The sequence below is a fragment of the Flavobacteriales bacterium genome, assembly GCA_020635855.1.
Classification (GTDB): domain Bacteria; phylum Bacteroidota; class Bacteroidia; order JACJYZ01; family JACJYZ01; genus JACJYZ01.
On sequence record JACJYZ010000002.1, the window covers coordinates 1715403 to 1734278 of the forward strand.

Below are 18876 nucleotides of genomic sequence, written 5' to 3' on the forward strand. Positions count from 1 at the left end.
AAGAGTTATGACCGGGGAGTGGGAAGTTCGATGATCCGCCAATAGATATCCACCAGATCCACCAGCTTCAGGAAATCCTGACCTGCCGTTTCCTTCACGATATACCCTGCAACGTTCAGGTCGTATGCCTTGATTTTATCGTCATCGCTTTTTGAAGTGGTAAGCACGAATACGATGCACTTTTTGAGTTCAGGATCCTTGCGCATTTCCTGAATGAGCTGAATGCCGTTCATCCTGGGCATGTTCAGATCAACGAAAAGGATAAAAGGCACGGGTGGCTTTTCTTTACCGTTTTCACCCCGGAGTATTTCGAGGGCATCTATTCCATCTTCTGCACGAATGATGGGATTGGCGATTTTCGCTTTGCTAAATGCGCGATTGACGGCTTTTGCATCGCCGTCGTCATCTTCCACCAAAAAAATATTGATGGGTCGACTGTTGTTTTCAAGAAGTATAGACATGTTAGTTCAGGTTTATCGGGTTCTCAATGGTTTTCTTGGGCCAGGTGAAGTGGAAGGTTGCACCTTTGCCTTCCTCTGATTCCAGGGTCATGGTTCCGCCGAAATGTTCGATTTGTTTCCGCACGATCGCCAGTCCCATTCCGCTCCCTTCCACCCGGTCCCTTGACTGGAGGGTTTGAAACATCTTAAAGACCTGCTCATGGAACTCGGGAGGAATACCGGGGCCGTCGTCTTTGACCGAGAACCGGTATTGATTGCCAAGGTCTTCCACAGACACATCGATGGTGCCGGTTTTCTTATCGTGATGCTTGATGGCGTTATTGATGAGGTTCAAGAATATTTGCTGGAGGGGCATTCGCATCAACTTACATTCATTAAAACCGGGATCTACACGGATAGAAAATCCTTCGGGCATCATAACCAGAGCGAGAACATCATTCAACAACACATCACCTGCCACCTCTTCCTGATAGTCGCGGTTCATTTTCCTTCCCACGCGTGAATAAGCCAGCAGGTCATCCAGCAACTTTTCCATGCGTGTTACCCGGTTGCGCATGAGCTGGATGTTTTCTTTGCTATCCTCATCAAGGCTATCGCCCAGGTCTTCCTCTAGCCAGCGGGACGCATTGTCGATCACGCGGAGAGGGGCTTTCAGGTCATGCGAAGCCACATAGGCGAATTCATCCAGCTCTTTGTTGCTTCGTTCCAATGCTGCGATCAGCCGTTCGCGTTCCGCTTCCGCAGCTTTCCTCGCTGTGATATCACGGGTAATACCAGTAAACACACGGCGGTTGTGGTCCAGTTTTACTTCGCTGATGGAAAGTTCCAACGGAAACTCGGATCCGTCTTTGCGTCTACCTTTCACCTGCCGTTCGATGCCGATGATCTTTCTTTCACCGGTGTTGTAGTAATTCTGAAGGTATCCATCATGTTCAGCGTGATAAGGTTCGGGCATCAGCATGTTGATGTTCTTACCCACCACCTCATCCTCCGTGTACCCGAAAATTCGGACGCTGGCGGGGTTGTAGCTTTCAATGATTGCCCTTTCGTTGATGGTAATGATCCGTCATTGGCGTACTGAAGAAACGCCCTTGATTTGGCTTCACTTTCCTTTAATTCATTGGCGAGGCTATGAAATGCACGTGCCAGCTCACCGATTTCGTCGCGTAACTCCAACGGCAACACAGGACTCTCACCACTGGTTGCAGCGTGTTTGATGTTTTCCGTCATGCGCCGAAGCGGAACAGTCAGCCTACGCGCAAACAACGTAGCTGCTAACAGGGAAAGCCCCAACAGAACCAAGGCAAGCACCATCGTTTCCCGCTGTGCCTGATAGGCATCCGCCAGCAGTTCTTTTTTCGGCACCCTTACCACCACATCCAAGTATGCGTTCCGGCTGGCATTTGGAATGCCCATCCGGTATACATAATCCACATGAACATCATCCAGGAAATAGTTTTCCTTCACAGGATGCCCTAAGATCTTTTGTATGAAATCAGGCGGAGCTGTGGAATAACCATTGTGGTATTCAAAGGCGGTAACGCCTTTACCCGGCATGTACTGCATGTAATCACCGGCCTGGTTCACAACGAAGGTTTGCTTATCGGTTGCTATTTCAGCGAACACGTACCGAAGGAGCGACTGGTAATCGGCATTGATCACAATCACGCCAAACTGAACATTCCTTTCGTCATATACGGGCACGATTGCCCTTACTGTAAGTAAATGTGTTCCATCCTCTTTCCCATGTTCACGGTTGTATGTTACCTCTGAGAAATAAACCTGTCCGTCATCCAGTCCACTTGTGGCTTTCATGTATGGTTCTTCACCTTTCATTTGCAACATGTCTGGAGAAACAGACTCCAAAAGGCTGTCGTTTCGGTTTACCCGCACCAGTTCCAATCCGCCATCCGCCATTCCGATGTAGCGCATTTGTGTGTAATGCGGTCGTTTGTCCATAACCGACTTGAAAATGGTTTCCATGCGGTGACGCCACAGGCTGGTGGTGGACTGATCCAATGGATCCAGGTCGCCGTTGTTCATGCTTCTGATCATCCCTTGGACAGGGGGCGTTCTGGACACCACGAACAGGTCATTTTTCATTTCATCGTACCCGTTGCGAAAGTGAGCGGCCATAAGGCGTGTTTCACCTGCGAGTCCTTCAATGGCCATTTTCATGGTGTTGTCAACTGTCAGCAGGTAGTTGTATACACCCATCAGAAGAGACACACCCGCCACAATGCAGCAGGTGAGAAAAATGATTTTACCGCGAAGTGTTCTCATTCAAAAGGGCATTGGCGCAATGCATGAAAGGGTGATTTTGCTGACACCCGGTGGTTCGCATTTCTATCTGGAACCTGGGTAATCACCTTTTCTTGACTCGCAAAAAAACATAGGTAAATTCACTATATATCAGTGACTTACAATTTCGCGACCAAAATACAAATTGTCATGAATGCACCACCGGATATATTCAAAATTGTAACAACACCGAACGGATAAAAACAAAAAAGCCCGGCACTTGTATCGTACCGGGCTTTTGTTGCACTTCCCCAAAGCGCGTCACAACGCATACTTGTCGAGTTTCTTCAACTCCTTGCTCACTTTGCTCTCCCACTCCTTCTGTTTCTCGGCGTTCACTCCATGGTCCGTTTCCCTGTCGTACCGGTCCTGTATGGCCCGGCATTCCCGGGACACCAGCTGGAACAGTTTGGTAACGGCCCTTCCTCCTGACGCTTCATCGGGGTCCAGTTCTGCTAATTTTTTTCTTAAGTCCCTTGCATGCCATTCGGCGATATCGAAATGTGTTTGTTCATGTTTCAGCAAAACATCTGTTTCTGATCCTTTCACAACCCATGAGTTGTTCGTATTGAACTGGCAGATCACATCATACACAACCAGCGGTTGCTTGGAACCCTTTTTGGTATACCGGTTCGGGTCTACGTGTCCTTTGAAGCTGATCTTGTAATCGGTCAGCGCCTTGAATGCTGTGTTTTCGGGTACGGGGCCTTTGAAGTCGTCCCAGGTAAGCGGTCTGGCAGCCGACCAAAGGACGGAATCCACCTCCTGGGCATGGGCAGGTAACAGTGTAGAAAGCGTACATATCAAGGCCAGCAACCACTTCATTCGGCAACAAGTTTGGAATATGGTTACGAATCATTCACTGTTGGGTTCCACTCATATCCAATTTTTGTTATTTTTGCGTCCCCTGCCGATGCAGGGTCAGTCCAGCCACGGAGAGGTGGGTGAGTGGCTGAAACCAACAGTTTGCTAAACTGTCGTACTGGGAAACCGGTACCGGGGGTTCGAATCCCCCTCTCTCCGCAGTGAAGTAAAAGGCCCTGTTTTTACAGGGCTTTTTGTTTTTTGGACGTAGACATCCAAGCTTGCTTGAGATGGAGAAGTCCAAAAAACAAAAAGCGAGACCGCAGCGTAGCGGAGGTCGGGCCTTTACTTCAGGGTGCAGGCCCCCCACTTCGGGATCAACGAAGCGAAGCGGAGTTAATCCTGATCCAGCAACTGCATACAGCAAGAGCATACAGTGGACACGTAGGATCATTGGTCGTGGATGAGGCCGAATGGCGCGCATTCCCAGCATCCAAGCTTGCTTGAGATGGCAGAACCCTGAAAACAAAAAGCACGACCGTAGCGACGCGGAGGTCGGGCCTTTACTTCACTGCTGGCTACCATCCCGGGATCACTGGAAGTAATCCTGATCCAGCAACTACATACAGCAAGAGCATACAGTGGGCACGTAGAATCATTGACCAGGGATGAGGCGGGAAGGCGCGCATTCCCAGCATCCAAGCTTGCTTGAGATGGCAGAACCCTGAAAACAAAAAGCACGACCGTAGCGACGCGGAGGTCGGGCCTTTACTTCACTGCTGGCTACCATCCCGGGATCACTGAAAGTAATCCTGATCCAGCAACTGCATACAGCAAGAGCATACAGTGGACACGTAGGATCATTGGTCGTGGATGAGGCCGAATGGCGCGCATTCCCAGCATCCAAGCTTGCTTGAGATGGCAGAACCCTGAAAACAAAAAGCACGACCGTAGCGACGCGGAGGTCGGGCCTTTACTTCACTGCAGGCTCCCCCACCCCGGGATCACTGGAAGTAATCCTGATCCAGCAACTGCATACAGCAAGAGCATACAGTGGACACGTGGAATCATTGGTCAGGGATGAGGCCGAATGGCGCGCGGTTGTTAAACAAACCGGATTCCCGGGCTTTACCCACCGGTTCGGCCATAGCTTAAATACCGCGAGAATGACTCACAGTTACTGGTCAGTTCCAAATAGTCGTCTGGATATTGCTGCTCCAACTTCCGTTCATATATGTTGTTCTTTTTGCCCGGATCAAAATACCACAACCTGTAGTTCTCGCATCTAACAGCCATTCGCAGGCACAAAGCTGCGAACTTTTTGTTGCGGCTTACCGACTGTGCTTTCAGATAATAAGCTTTGGCCCGCTTGCATCCGAAGTAATCATCGTCATCTTCCAGGTTGGATTTGGTCTGCTGCTTTGTCCAGTAGTACCGTTTCATTATCCATGAATTGCCATATTGCGTCATATTGAAATAGGCATTGGCCACCAGAAAATATTGATAAGCCCTGTCTTTGCGATTCACATCTTCGGCAGCGCGCAAATGCTCCAGCAGTTTTCCAACCATGCTTTCCTTATCATAGGTAATGGTATCTGCTGGCGTCTTTCGGTGTTCGGCATACATATCGGTATAAAACGGGTTCGCATCAAGGTATTTCCTGTACTGGTAATGACTGGATGTCCACAGTGTATCATTCACCATACTGAAACACTTCAATGCCTTCTCGAGCTGGTTGAGTCGCATGTATTTTGTGCCCAACAAGTCATATAATCTGGGCAGGTCCAATTTCACCTGGCAGCAAAGCACACGGTCCGGCTCCGAAAGGTTCGGCTGCCTGATCTTCGCAACCAGGTGTTCAATCTGTGTCACCGTATAAGCCGCATCCATGTATAAGAAGTACTCGTTAAAATAGTCATCCCATAGTGTATACTGATGCTTCTTTGATCTCCAATATTCCCCATCTCCATCCATTGCAGTTACCTGGCAATGTTTAAGCATCGAAAGGTAAAGGGCCGCATAGGTGGTGTTGCCTTGATATTCCAATTCACGGGCGACGGCAAAGAAAAACTTTTTGTGGCGCCGGTGTTTGAAAACATCAACCGCCACCTGGTTGATCTTTTGCTGTTCCCCAACACGTCCCCGGATCATACATAGCACCCGGATCTCATCTATATAGAGGGCTTCTTTTTTTGTCACCCGTCGGTCCTTCTTTATTTCATCCAATGCGGCCAAGGCAGGCAGCGGCTGGTCCGCAAGTAGCTGCAGATATGCTGAGGACACCTTCCAGAGCACCGGGTTCCTGATTTTGTTCTTATCTACAGAGGCGATAAATTCTATGATTTCCCTGGCGTAGGTTTTGTCTTTTTGTATCCGTTCTTCAGGCCATGGCACATCCCAATTTACTCCATCATTATCGGCCAATGATGGGCGGTAGTTGTTGTAATAGGGCGTACCCAGCCAATCCTCGATTTTATTCACTTCCCTCAGCAAAAGAAAATCCAGCCCTTCTGCGCCCGGGTCTTCGGCATACATGTGGCGAATGTTGTCCAACGCCTTTGCCGGATTCCTGATGGCATCAAGCAACCACACTGCGGCTCTTTCTTCTCCGGAATTTGCATATGCAAGGGTGGATGCAATAGGAATGGAATTCTCATATACCCGATGAACAGCCATGCGTTTATCAGGCGCATAAGTGAAGACCTGAGCGGCCAGGTAGTTCCGTTCTTCCCGATTTTTCACCGTTGACAGATAAAAGTGCAGGCCCCAGGAATAGATGATGTCTTTGTTGTTTTGCCCCTCAAAACGTTGTTTCCAAAGTGTTCGAACCACATCTGTGTTGCAGTTGTACCATGCCAGGCGGATCGCAAGGAATGTATAGCGTCGGGCCAGATCAGCGTCGTTTACGGTTCTACTCTTTTTAACCGCCATAGCAATGAGTTCATCTCGTTTCGGAATGCGAACGGCACTGCCTCTTTCCCAGGGATCATCCATGATCTGATTGAACGGGCTGCATTTTCTGGCGAAGGACAGATATCCCAGGGCAGCGGTATCGTGGTGTTGATGCAGGTAGTGAACAAAGGCATTCTGTGTTTTGGGATCATTCAATGGAGATGTGCCGTATACCGCTTCATGTACATCACCAAAAGCGGGCACATCGCCGCATCTACGCCTCCACATCGCCATATTCATACTGTCGCCAGTGTTTGTCTCTTTACCGGAAACATTGTCAGAGAACCAGTACGGATCATAATACCACTTGGAGGAATAGAAAAGAGGAGTGTAATCCTTGAATCCGAAATCAGAAGGCGTTAACAACGTAAAACGTATGGATTCATCGTCGGGATAGAACACGCACGCTTTCGCGGGCCCGGCAAGGCTAGCGAGAAAAATGGCTATAACAGGAATCCAACGTTTCATCGGCAAAGTATTTGAGGTTGTCCGCATCCAGGTGAAAGAAAGTAACCGTGACGGAATCGCCCAGCGGAACATACTCTTTCAACAACCGGATGGTTTCTATCAGGGTGGCGGGGGTCACTTCTTCCTTTTTGATCCGGTCTCCCTGGCGCAGGTAGATATCATCCAGTTCAATATCCCTGTTAACGGTGTACCACATGGGTCGGATGGAGTCCAGCGCTCCATGAAGCTCCGATGCGTTCTTTTTCACCAGACCGGAGAACTCGCCATTCTGATATACCAGCATCCACGAAAATACCGGTAGTGCTATATCCAAAGGAACGTCATACTTTTTTGACGGCCGCAAATATGGCTCCAGTTCTTCCGTGTTCAGGATGGAATTCTTGTTTTCATTTTGCAATGGATTGATGAGGTTGTAACACATCAGAGTTGCCCGGTCCACTGGCGGAACTCCCATCACATCGCTGTATTTGTATGGATAGAGGCGGAGGGTGCACGTGATGGTTTTGTGGGATATTTTTTTTAATGACCGCAACAGGTAGAAATAGTTATCCCGCGTGCTTTTTGTCCAGTCGCAATCCACCTGAATCTCACGAAAAAATTGACCGGTATGAATATTTTTATTGAAATATTTACTGATCAGGAAATTCATGTTATCTGCCAACGTATCCAGTTCGTTTGGGTTTAATTTAGTGAGTACATCGTTGCGAACAAACACCGTGGGAACTATCTCCAGCGTCCGCATGTTGGCATGATAAGGAAGATATTTTTCGGCGGTATTTTCATCATCCCACACATTCAGATCCGTCTTTGCAACGGGTATGGCGCCGAAGACCGGATCCGGTTCCACTTCAAAAAATTTCACGTAAAGCTTTCGGACATCCAGATATTTTATGTGATCCAGTTCCTGTTCATCCAGCGAATATTCATTGCTCTTCCAATAGTAAAATCCTCTTGTAACAAGGGGCTTGTTGTTTTTAACGCAACCCGAGCCCACAAAAAGCAGCAGTATACACAGGTTGACAGATAGAATTCTTTTCATAGATGTATTCAATGCCTCATTCGCCATCATTCATCTCCCTCACAACCCATTAACAAACAACGTAACCAGTTTAAAATAATCTTCAAATTCGGTCAGCGGAAGCGTTTCGGACTTATCAAAAACGTCGTGATAGGCTTTGATGCCGCCGAGGGTGTAAATGAAAAAGCAGGGTACCTTCTTCATGTAAAACAAGCAGTGGTCGCTGTTGCAGGCCTCGCCCCTGATTTTCACCTGGGCCAGCAGGTTGTGATCCTTGTTGATCTCAACCAGGCGATCGAACCTGTCTTTGTATTGCTTGCCGTTCACCACCTGGATCCCTTCTTCCCCTGTGCCGGCAAGGTCAAAGTTGATCAGGAATTTGATCTTAGAAAGTTTGAACAGCGGATGCTCCACGAAATACTTTGATCCCACCAAACCGAGCTCTTCACCGCCGAAAGCAATGAACACCATATTGTATTTCGGTTTTTTCGTTTGATAGTACTTCGCCATGTTGAGCAACATCGCAACACCGCTGGCATTGTCGTTGGCGCCGGGAAATATCGTACTCTCCCCCATCATTCCGATGTGGTCGTAATGGGCCACAAACACGATCAGAGAATCCGGGTTCTCGCCTTCCGTGTATCCAATGATGTTTTGTGACTCAAACTTCGGGATGAATGTGTTCTCCACATCCACCTTCACTTCCTGTATGTTCAGGTGGGTGCTGTCATTGACAATGGTGAAGGATGGCTTCAAGGAGCGTGTGGTTGATGCATCCCAGGTGAGTTTGTCGTTGGTGCATACAATCGAACCGGCGGCCGGGCAATCCTTTCCATATTTAACAAAGTTGATTACATCCGCGATCTGGCTCTGTTGTTCCTTGGAATAATCATCCTTATTATAGGCCGGGATCACAAGAAATTTTCCCGATGCCGTCTTCAGTTGTGCCGTTAGCCGGTTGAGGTCCAACATCTGCTCGATGGTGAGGGTAACCGTATGATAGGTTCCCTGGATACCCGGCGACCCGGCATCAATCAGAAAATCAATCCCGGGTGTTTTTTCGGAGCCATCCAGCGTCAATTCCATTTTGCCCGGGAACGTGTTGACCGGCGTGGTGAAGGGTTGGATGTATGATTTCTTCAATGGCTTCAACCCGATCTGTTCAAATTGCGAACACATATACTCCGCCGCCCGTTTGTTTCCGTATCCCACATATCCCCTGCCCTGGAACGATTCCGATGCCAACGTTTGAACAACTTCCCTTGCGTATGGCATGTCTTGTGCGATGGCTGGACCAGGCAATAGCAGCGACAGACATAATATGGCCATGCAGTTTTTCATGATGTGATTTTTTGTTGTATTCAAAACCCTTCGGTGCTTTAAACATATAAGTCGTTTGCTGCACTCAAGATACAACATCCTTCATATGCCGTTTCGAAAACTTTGTTACCCTACCTACCCGAACACAGTCCTGCCGGCATTTCATATCAAAAACAATCATGTATATAAAGCAGAAACCCTCCGCTGTTGGTACCATACGGAGGGTTTCTTGTCGGAGGGCAATCCTCAATCACACCGTTGTTAAAACAACTTCATCCTTATTGCACCAATATTTTCCCGGTGAAGATGTGATTGCCGGCAACCACTTTTGTGACATACACGCCCCGGGGCTGATCAGAAATATCCACTTTTAATGAACTTCCGCATATGTTTTCCTTCTTGAAAACGAGCCCGCCTTTCAGGTCGTAGATAAATACATCCTTCTCCCCTTCCCCGTCGAAGGAAAGGGTTAATGTACCGTTGCTGGGGTTGGGAATGGCTACCACACCTCCTTCTGCTTCTAGTTCTTCTTCCTCCATTCCCTGGATCACATCCATCAGGTCATTGTGCACCACTTCAAGTGAATTTCCCGGACCTGAGCAGCCGTGAATGTAACCGAAGAACATCAGGTCCCCTGCGGAGGCGTCCGCAATGAAATTCGGGTTCAGGGTGATGGAATTCGCAGCCCTGAAGATGGTTTTTCCCGGAACAATGGTGGTATTGGTGGCAGTAATCGTCATTGCCTGGGAATATCCGGGCGCCACCGTGGTGTTATTAAAACTGAGGATTTCCAGGTCCGGACATTTCAGGCCGGTTTTCCAGATCCCCCTCCCGAATGTTCCGGCGCGAACCGTATTTTCGGAGTAATTGACCTCAACCTGTGGAGCCGGCACATAGGGCATGCCTGTTTTAAATGGCGTCCATTGGCTCACCGGGTTGGCTTCCCTGTAGTATATCCGCTTGTTGGTAGACAAATACAAGCCGTCGTTGCTCTGGTAGTCCATGATCATAGAAAAGCCGACTTCATCTGCCGGCAGGCCCTGACTATAATTGCTCCAGGAGGCACCATCATATTTCAGCACGGCATATTCCGGGTGGTGGGGAACCGTCAGCATAACATAAATAACATCCTTGTTCCAGGGGCTCGTGGCGATTTCAATGAAGTTGATGCCCAGGCTGTCCTTGTCTGCCGTGATCCCCAGGTCGCGCCAGGAGGGGGTGATGTTCTGCCATTGGGAATGGGTACCGGCTCCGTCCGTGTAAGTAGCCAGGTTGTGTCCGTTCCAGCAATCATCAAAGTTGTTTCCGATGTACTTCAGCACCGAAGGGCGTGACGGACAAGTGGCGGAGGCTGCATCTCCATTGGTGATGAAATAAAAGCTATTGGGTGTTTCCGGGGAGAACGACATGCCCTTCACGGCATCCCACGATTTGATCTTCCATTCACCCATATAGCAATTCCAATCCAGGTTCGGCTGAATCAACCAGGGTTCGATCTTGTATACAAACGTCTTGCTTACTGGGTCATACTGACTGATCCCCCGGTGTGATTTGGAATGATAGATCCTTCCCGGTCTGTACGGATCTTGGAAGAACTGGCGAAAGGCAAAATTAGGACCACCGATGTGCCCCTCCGCGTTACCTTGGGTAAAGGTGTTTCCAGGCGCCGGGTGGTAAAAACTTTTTGTGCCTTCAATAGTGGCACCACCATTTTCTGATGTATAATACAAGGCATCGTAAGAGCGCGCATCAAAAAACATGTTGTTATCATCATATTTATCGATCAACGCACCATCATTTTCCCATGTTTGATGGGTGTACCGGTTCTTGCCTGTTGCAGCGTCGTATATGTCTGCATTGATGATGTCCTGCCCACCTAAAGCGTATACGTTGGGATTGGCTTCCGATCCTGAAAAACCACGCACCATGCTCATATGAAGACCATTGTTGATGTTTTTGAAATACAATTTCAAAGTATCAGGGCTTGGAGGAGGCACCCCATTAAGAAAAGTTCCGATGATCGATCTTGAAATTCCACCATCACATGCTACATATATTTCCAGTTGGGAATCAAAAGATTGTATTTGGAAATCGTGCAGATCCGTATGCAAATAACCTGGCGCGTACCAATAATAAGGGTATACTGCCTCTTCAAACTGGGATGTGTTCACCTTGAAATAGGAAAGGGTTACCCCTCCAAACCAGACCGCATTATTGGTTGAATCATAGGCAACCGCTATCCGGGTGGCAGAACCATGGCTACCGGCCCCATTTGGCGTTAAGTTGTTATAGCCGGATAAGACCCCACTGCTTATATTCTTTTTAAATGAGAGAATATATGCCTGTCCTCTAGAGAAACTCGCAGTATCAGTGGTCAGGGTATACAGGAAGATCTGAACATTGTTGGAAGCATCCGCAGGTGCCTTGCACATTTTGGCAACCGATAAAGAATCCGGTATACTGAAATTCGAAGATAAATCGGTGAACGTGGGACTACCACCGGTTATGTTTGTGGATTCCTTGACCATGACGGTTCCACCGGGAAACAAGTCATTGCCCAAGTGCATAGCTCCACCCGAAGATCCAGCGATGTAGGCACTGTAGTTCCCGGAACCGCCTTGCTGCACAAAAAGGATGTTTTCAACCCAGTCATTTGCCGCAGCAATGGCCGACCAAGATACACCTGCGTTGGAAGACCGGAACAAACCACCGGATGTACATACAAACAAATAGTTTGCATTACCGGGATATACCGCAATGCTTTTGATGCAGAACGGTATTACCGGAGGAGCCGGTAAGCTTCCCAGGCTGGTCCAGGTTGAGGTTTGAAAGTTATAAAGCCATACGGCTTTCGAATAGGTTCTGCATATATCGTTGTTCGAACCATAGCGGCTTTCCTGGTACGAATCCCCGATGATGACCTGGGTATTGCTGATAAAGGTCACTGCCGATACGCCGTTGCAGTTCATCGGGCGTATGTCCACCGGGCTCCAGTTGGCGCCCCTGTCTGTGCTTTCCCACAGGCCGCCCCACCAGCTTCCGGCAAACAGGTGATAAGGGTTGTATGGATCGATGGTGATGTTATTGAACTGAGCTGTCTCAAACCCGTTGTCTGCGGTTTTGTTGGTTGAACGAGGACCTACAAACTCCCAATCGGTTTGCGCCATGCCTTGCCGGGTAATGAGCACCGCCATTACCCATAGCATGTATCTTATCTTTTTCATGAGAAAAGGGTGTTTTGGAATTCCCGTAAATCAGAAGGACCTGTTTTCAATCTTATCGAGTCGCTTCACCAGTTCCGCGTTTTCCTTTTTGAGTTGGATGACATACAGCGAGAGTTCCTCGATTTTCTCCAACAGCGTTGCGTCCATCTTTGCAATATCAATCCCATCTGCGGCAACTTCTTTTGCTGATGGCACATTCGGAAGGTGCTTATTCTCTTTGACGAAAGTTTCCAATTCTTCAATGGATCTCAGTTGGTAGTCAAGTGCAAATACATAGTCGGCCCAGTACGAGGTGGTGGAGGAAGCGATTTTCAATTTCTCCGTCAGGATGCCTTTTTCCACATACAGCATGTAGTTGCCGGGTGTACTCACATTACCGATAATAACCTTGCCGTTGGAATCCCACCTGAGCGCTATCTTATCACCGCCGTTTTTTGTAGCGAGTACTCCGCCGTTCCATCCAAAACAAACAGGACCATCAACGGCTTTTCCGGCAAAAGTGTTTGTATATGCCAATCCATGGTTGTTATCGGTACCGGCTCTCAGGTAAAGGGTGTTGTTGTTCAGACGGATGTTGCCTCCTACATCCAGTTTGTCTTTCGGGGTATTGATGCCGATCCCTACATAACCGCCGTTGGCGTCCTGCAATACCAGCGGAATGTAGGTACTGGTGCTGCGATTGTAAGAGATGATCTGGGTATAACCCGACCAGGGATGCATTTCCATACCTTCCGCACCGCTATTGCTGATTACCAGCTTTCGGTTGGGAAGCGTTGTTCCGATACCCAGGTATCCCGATGTTCCGCCGACCCGTATTCTTTCGGTGCCATTGGTTTTGAAAAGGATATCTTTCAGCGGACTGGTTGAGGAGGATCCCACATAAGCCGAACTGCTGTAGTCATTGGTCGGACTCGCAGTGGTTACCTGGGCGTAGGCGGAAAATGAAAAGCAGAACAGTGCTCCGGTTGCAAGTGCAACGGCATGAAGTGAAAGTTTCATAACGGTTGTTTTTGGGTTGGTTGAATTTTACCCGCAAAGGAAGACGGGCGGATGGTCGGTTCAAATCCCCAATCAACCGGCGGTAGCATTTCGACAATACCCGGCGGAATATGCCAATGGATGGTTGACCGTCAACGTCCGGTGATGTCCGACAAGGCTGTCTTCAGATCAGGAAAGGCAAAGCGAAACCCTGCATCCGTCAACCTTTTCGGAACCACCCAACGGCTTTTCAGGATCAGCTCGGTTTCGGTACGGATGAAGAAAGCACCCACCTCCAGCGCCCAGACAGGGAGAGAAATGCCAAAAGGACGTCGATTGACAGTGCGCAATGCCCGCATAATTTCCCTGTTTGGTAACGGCTCCGGAGCCGTTACGTTGAACGGACCGGCGAGTTGCTCCCGTTGCAATAGAAACTCAACTGCACGTACCAGGTCGTGTATGTGAATCCAGCTGAACATTTGCCGACCACTTCCTTGTTTTCCTCCCAAACCAAACCTCACCAGATGATGCAGCGGGGTTAATGCTCCTCCCTTCTGACCCAATACGAGGGAAGTACGCATCAATACTTTGCGTGTTTCCGGCAGGTTCAATTGGTTGAATTCCCTTTCCCATGCCTGGCAAACATCTACTGAAAAGCCGCTTCCGATCTCTCCCGTAACCTCATCCATCGGGCGGTCTTCCGCATGCCGGTAGATGGTGGCCGATGCCATTTGCAGCCATACCCCCGGCGGGCGTTTACAAGCAGCTACTGCTTTTCCCAGCACCCGGGTGGAGAACAACCTCGACTCAAGGATCTCCTTTCTGTTCTTGGCAGAATAACGGCAATCCACCGAACGGCCACATAGGTTGATAAGGGCATCCGCCTGCTCCAGGTAGAAACTCCAATCGCCCACGGTGCGACCGTCCCACCGGCACCAGGTGAGGTTTTTCCGTTCCGGACCGCGACCACGTGACAGCACAATCACATGGTCGCCCTGTTGAAGGAAGTGCGAAACCAGGGCATTTCCGATGAAACCGGAGCCGCCTGCTATCACGATCTGTCTCATCTTTTTCCGGTAACGGGTGGAACGGGGTGTACCTGCACTTGCTGGCGGACCATCTCAGCACGCATGCGGTTTTCGCGCGATTTTCTTTTTCCCCGGAAAAAGAGGTAGAGGTTAAAGAACAGCATCACGCCCAGGTAGATCGCAAACCGGCCGATTTTGTAACTCAGTACTTCGGTGAACTCGCGGTTGGTGTCCATCGGATCATAGCTGCCGGTTCCGATTTTCATCACCAGCAAGGCAAACCCGATGTTCAGCAGATAAAAGCCCACCTCCAGGAGGCGGCTGGTGGAATTGGATATGTCCTCCCGCCCATTGAAAATATCCAACAAAAAGACCTTGCCGTTTCGGAACAGGATGCGGGATACGAAGAGGGTCAACCCTATTACCACCGGCAAGTATACCAGATAGGCCCGCACGATGAGTTTGTTTTCCAGTGCCTCCCTGAGCACTTGTTCAATTGTTTGTGTTTCCATGATTGTGTGTATTTGGTTTAACTAACGACTTCCGACTTATTTGCCCTCCGTAGCGTTGGCCGAGGAGGACAACTTTTTACTTAACAATGCGATCACCGCTAGGTTGATGTAGTGCATGACCGCCAGAAGCAGCACAATGCCCCCGATGCTGCTCCCGACCTGCTCGATAAGCATCCGCCAGTTCACAACATCTCCCCATCCTGCCAGTGCCACCGTAGCATACCCAAGATTTAACAGGTAATAACCGGTAAGCAGCAATTTGTTCATGGCGATCGCTGATTTGCTGTCACCGCGAAACATATCCAGTATATACACCTCCCCGTTCCGGTAGAAAACCCACCCCACATGTACCGTGATCAGGTAGGTAAAGGGCAGGTAAATCATATATGCGACAAGATTCATGTTATTGTATTTTCAATATTTATTGAAAGTTTGTATCAAAAAAAATCACTGGAGCAGTTTCATGAAAGTGCGTGTGAACCAGTTGTTATCACTCTTTTCAAATTTCACCAGCATGCTGTCGATGTTGCCTGAGAATTCGCTCACGTCTGCCACGATCTTCTTCAACTCCTGTACTTCCTTTTTTCTTCCGTCATCTTTCAGCGCTTTCAGCTCACTCACCGCCTGCATCATGGGTTCCAGCTCCCTCCTTCTCCTTTCCCTGGATACGCGGCGTGCCACTTCCCAGATGTCTTTGATGGCCACGAAGTACTCCATGCGTTCACCGGGTTTCAATTCCTTTCGAACAATGCCCCAGTCGATCAGCGTGCGCACATTCATGTTCGCATTGCCCCTGGAAATGTTCAACTCTTTCATGATGTCTTCGGTAGACAATGCCTCCGGAGATAGCAGCAGGAGGGCATGGATCTGAGCCATGGTACGGTTGGTGCCCCACTGGCTGCCCAGGCTGCCCCAGGTTTGAATGAATGTGCGTTTGGCTTCTTCGTAATCCATGGTACAAACATACATATAGTTTTCGAACTTTCAATTATTATTGAAATTATTTTTTAGTCTACCGGACCGTCACATACACAAGAGTGGCCGCGACAGTCTGACATCTAAATCCAATATCTAAAATCTGGTATCCACAACCACCCGCATCATACAACGCCCGGACCATCCAGCATAGACGGGATTGGAATGGATACCCGCCTTCGGGTATGCACGGGCAACACGTATGTATGCCACCGGGCGGGTGTATCACGGGTGAACGCATGTTCGGGCGCGTAGAAATGGAAAGCCCGAAGGCCGTTGAACGGAGCGATCAGCGGTGGTCTTCAGCAACCCCTGGGGTAAGCGAGGGAGATGTGGAAGTCTCCATTCTTTGTTTTAAGCATCAAAGGTTGCAGGTAGTACCTGGGTAGCGCCTCCAGGTTCTCGCTGTTTTCGAGGATATCGCCACAGGGCATGTCGGTTGGTACAGATTTCCGGATCACGAACCGGCCGTTCTTTATGTCTTCAACGAGGTAATTGTCGCACGGCAGGATCACTTGCTTACCGGTTGTTTGCCCTGTCGCCTCTACATCACACAACGACACGATTTCGCCCTTGAATGAAGCGGTGATGGCGTTCAGACCTTTCACCTCCAGCCACGCATCGCCGCCGAAGTATGCATCTGGCAGCTTGACAAAATCTCCTGCGTAGTTGATCACATGGAGATGAATGCCGTATCCCCAGTCGCCCACATCACTTACTTCCCTGACCACTTGTTTCCCGTTGTTTGTGAACCGCAGGACAAAATTGGATTGAGTGGAATCGTACAATGCTATAAGGTCTCCCCGTTTTTCGGATGTACGGTCGGGTGTTTTATAAATGCCGGCAAGTGTCCACGTGCCGAAAGGATTTACAGATGTATGATTCAGGTTGTACCATTGCTCCAGTGCTTCGGGCAGGTGGAACTGACAATCGTAAATAAGGTCGGGATGTTGATCACCTGCATCTGTGGTCTGCGCATAAGACGTAGACGCAAGCAACATGATCAGGGTCGGTATATGGGTTAGCGATTTCAATGTTGAATGGAGGCGGGACATTAGATGTTAGACATTAGATGTTAGACATTAGATGTTAGACATTAGATGTTAGACATTAGATGTTAGACATTAGATGTTAGACATTAGATGCTAGAGGGCATCGTCCGGGGGATACGAATCCCCTCCCCGGTTCAAGGTAGACATATTTGCCATGCAAAATGAACCGGACCGATGCAGATTCTTTCCCATGCAAGAAATCACATCCCTTCTGACGGAAGCCACAAAAACCGACCGATGCCCATTTGTCATTCGCAATTCTCATTCGTAATTATTCCGGAGCAGGCCGCCACTCACACACCACCGCCTGCTATAGACTCAAGACCCACGACTTAAGACTTTTTTTGCCGTTTCCTTTCCGCTTCCTATCTTTGCCGCATGCAAACCACATGGTGTCATATTCAATCCAACGATCAAAGGCAGTTCGTCTACCAGACGAAGCTATGCCAGCGAGGCACCGGTCATGTTTGTACACGATGAGAACATTAGTCTAGTATCCCATATATACACAACCCGGACCTTTAAACAGTCCGGGTTTTTTTTTGCCATGTTAACAAGATCCATCAAATACTATTTCGACTCATTCAAAGGTTTCCGCCGCGAAGTGTGGTTCCTTGCATTGGTAACCCTGATCAACCGCGCGGGTACCATGGTCGTTCCCTTCATGTCCCTCTACCTGACCAAAGACCTGGGTTTTTCCCTGGAAGATGCCGGCTGGGTGCTCACCGCATTCGGTGCAGGTTCGGTCGTAGGTTCCTGGCTCGGCGGAAAGCTTACCGATAAGCTAGGCTTTTACCCGGTGATGTGGGGAAGTCTTATCGGGTCGGCATTCTTCTTTATCGCTTTGCAATACCTGAAAACGATCGGAGGCATCTGCGCCGGGGTCTTTTTCCTGATGTGCGTGGCCGATACGTTGCGGCCCGCACTCTTTGTGGCCATGCGTACCTACAGCAGACCGGAGAACCGGACACGGGCCGTTACCCTGATCCGATTGGCGATTAACCTGGGTTTTTCCATGGGGCCTGCGATCGGCGGTGTGATCATCAGTCAACTGGGTTATGCCGGTCTTTTCTGGGTGGATGGACTCAGCGCATTGGCGGGCGGAATTCTTTTCATCATGTTGCTTGACAAACGCGACTCGGATCATAACCAGGAGTCGGAAATCAACAGCAGCAAAGAGCCCCATACCGATATGCCGTACATGTGGTTCTTGCTGACCGGCATCCTGATAAGTTTTGCATTCGTACAACACTTCTCCACCATTCCTTTATATTATAAGGAAGTATATCACCTGCCCGAAGCAGAAATCGGACTGCTGCTTGGGCTGAACGGATTCCTGATCTTCGTGTTTGAAATGCCGCTCATCCGTTTCGTGGAACGCCCTGCTTTTTCGCAAATCGGTGTGCTTGCCTTCAGTACCGTGCTCTTCGCCGCCAGCTTCCTGGTGCTGAACCTCGGCCACTGGATCGGGCTGCCCATTATGGGTGTAGTCTTCATGACCGTGGGTGAGATGCTCAACTTCCCATTCATGAACCGCTTTGCCATGGACCGCTCGGCATACGGACGCTCTGGCGCCTACATGGCCATGTTCGCCATGATCTTCAGCATCGCACATATCCTTGGGCACAATACAGGCATGCACCTGATTCACTTCTTCGGGTATGAAGTCACCTGGTACATCATGACAGGTGTTCTCCTGGTAGCTGCGTGGATGTTTTATTTTCTTAAACGGATGTTACGGAAGGAAGTGCACCCATCCGATTTACCGGAAGATCCCCAATAG

14 protein-coding genes, 1 tRNA gene and 1 pseudogene are annotated in these 18876 nt (G+C 49.1%); 2 read left to right on the top strand and 14 right to left on the bottom strand.

Annotated features, from left to right (window positions below):
- Positions 1-5: 5 nt before the first annotated feature.
- From H6585_07055 to H6585_07070, 4 genes are all read right to left on the bottom strand, one after another.
- Positions 6-461: a response regulator gene (locus tag H6585_07055; protein ID MCB9448086.1), complete on the bottom strand. Its 456-nt coding sequence runs from the start codon at positions 459-461 to the stop codon at positions 6-8.
- Position 462: 1 nt separating this feature from the next.
- Entirely contained in the window at positions 463-1440 is a 978-nt protein-coding gene (locus H6585_07060; protein MCB9448087.1) for a PAS domain S-box protein, read from the bottom strand.
- Entirely contained in the window at positions 1416-2744 is a 1329-nt protein-coding gene (locus H6585_07065; GenBank protein MCB9448088.1) for a cache and HAMP domain-containing protein, read from the bottom strand. The genes H6585_07060 and H6585_07065 overlap by 25 nt, the downstream gene beginning before the upstream one ends.
- Positions 2745-3023: 279 nt before the next feature.
- Complete coding sequence (locus H6585_07070) at positions 3024-3587, bottom strand: DUF922 domain-containing protein (GenBank protein ID MCB9448089.1); 564 nt, start codon at positions 3585-3587, stop codon at positions 3024-3026.
- A gap of 109 nt (positions 3588-3696) precedes the next feature.
- Between H6585_07070 and H6585_07075 the strand changes: the two genes are divergently transcribed.
- A tRNA-Ser gene (locus H6585_07075) sits at positions 3697-3785 on the top strand.
- Positions 3786-4694: 909 nt separating this feature from the next.
- Here the strand turns inward: H6585_07075 and H6585_07080 are convergent.
- From H6585_07080 to H6585_07125, 10 genes and pseudogenes are all read right to left on the bottom strand, one after another.
- A complete protein-coding gene (locus H6585_07080) occupies positions 4695-6986 on the bottom strand; it encodes a hypothetical protein (GenBank protein MCB9448090.1) in 2292 nt (763 codons plus the stop codon).
- Entirely contained in the window at positions 6946-8025 is a 1080-nt protein-coding gene (locus H6585_07085) for a hypothetical protein (protein MCB9448091.1), read from the bottom strand. The genes H6585_07080 and H6585_07085 overlap by 41 nt, the downstream gene beginning before the upstream one ends.
- Before the next feature lie 39 nt (positions 8026-8064).
- Complete coding sequence (locus H6585_07090; GenBank protein ID MCB9448092.1) at positions 8065-9345, bottom strand: M28 family peptidase; 1281 nt, start codon at positions 9343-9345, stop codon at positions 8065-8067.
- Positions 9346-9602: 257 nt separating this feature from the next.
- Positions 9603-12548 (bottom strand): T9SS type A sorting domain-containing protein, encoded by a 2946-nt coding sequence (locus tag H6585_07095; GenBank protein ID MCB9448093.1) that lies wholly within the window; start codon positions 12546-12548, stop codon positions 9603-9605.
- Positions 12549-12578: 30 nt separating this feature from the next.
- The gene (locus tag H6585_07100; GenBank protein ID MCB9448094.1) at positions 12579-13547 is read right to left on the bottom strand and encodes a hypothetical protein; all 969 of its coding nucleotides are present in this window, start codon (positions 13545-13547) and stop codon (positions 12579-12581) included.
- 131 nt (positions 13548-13678) lie between these two features.
- Positions 13679-14593, bottom strand: a complete 915-nt coding sequence (locus H6585_07105) for a TIGR01777 family protein (protein ID MCB9448095.1) — start codon at positions 14591-14593, stop codon at positions 13679-13681.
- 71 nt (positions 14594-14664) lie between these two features.
- Positions 14665-15027: pseudogene (locus tag H6585_07110) on the bottom strand (hypothetical protein).
- Between the two features lie 75 nt (positions 15028-15102).
- A complete protein-coding gene (locus tag H6585_07115; protein MCB9448096.1) occupies positions 15103-15468 on the bottom strand; it encodes a hypothetical protein in 366 nt (121 codons plus the stop codon).
- A 45-nt stretch (positions 15469-15513) separates the two neighbouring features.
- Positions 15514-16020: a transcriptional regulator gene (locus tag H6585_07120; protein ID MCB9448097.1), complete on the bottom strand. Its 507-nt coding sequence runs from the start codon at positions 16018-16020 to the stop codon at positions 15514-15516.
- Between the two features lie 323 nt (positions 16021-16343).
- Positions 16344-17096 (bottom strand): hypothetical protein, encoded by a 753-nt coding sequence (locus H6585_07125; GenBank protein ID MCB9448098.1) that lies wholly within the window; start codon positions 17094-17096, stop codon positions 16344-16346.
- A 544-nt stretch (positions 17097-17640) separates the two neighbouring features.
- On the opposite strand from H6585_07125, the gene H6585_07130 reads away from it, so the two are divergent.
- Entirely contained in the window at positions 17641-18876 is a 1236-nt protein-coding gene (locus tag H6585_07130; GenBank protein ID MCB9448099.1) for an MFS transporter, read from the top strand.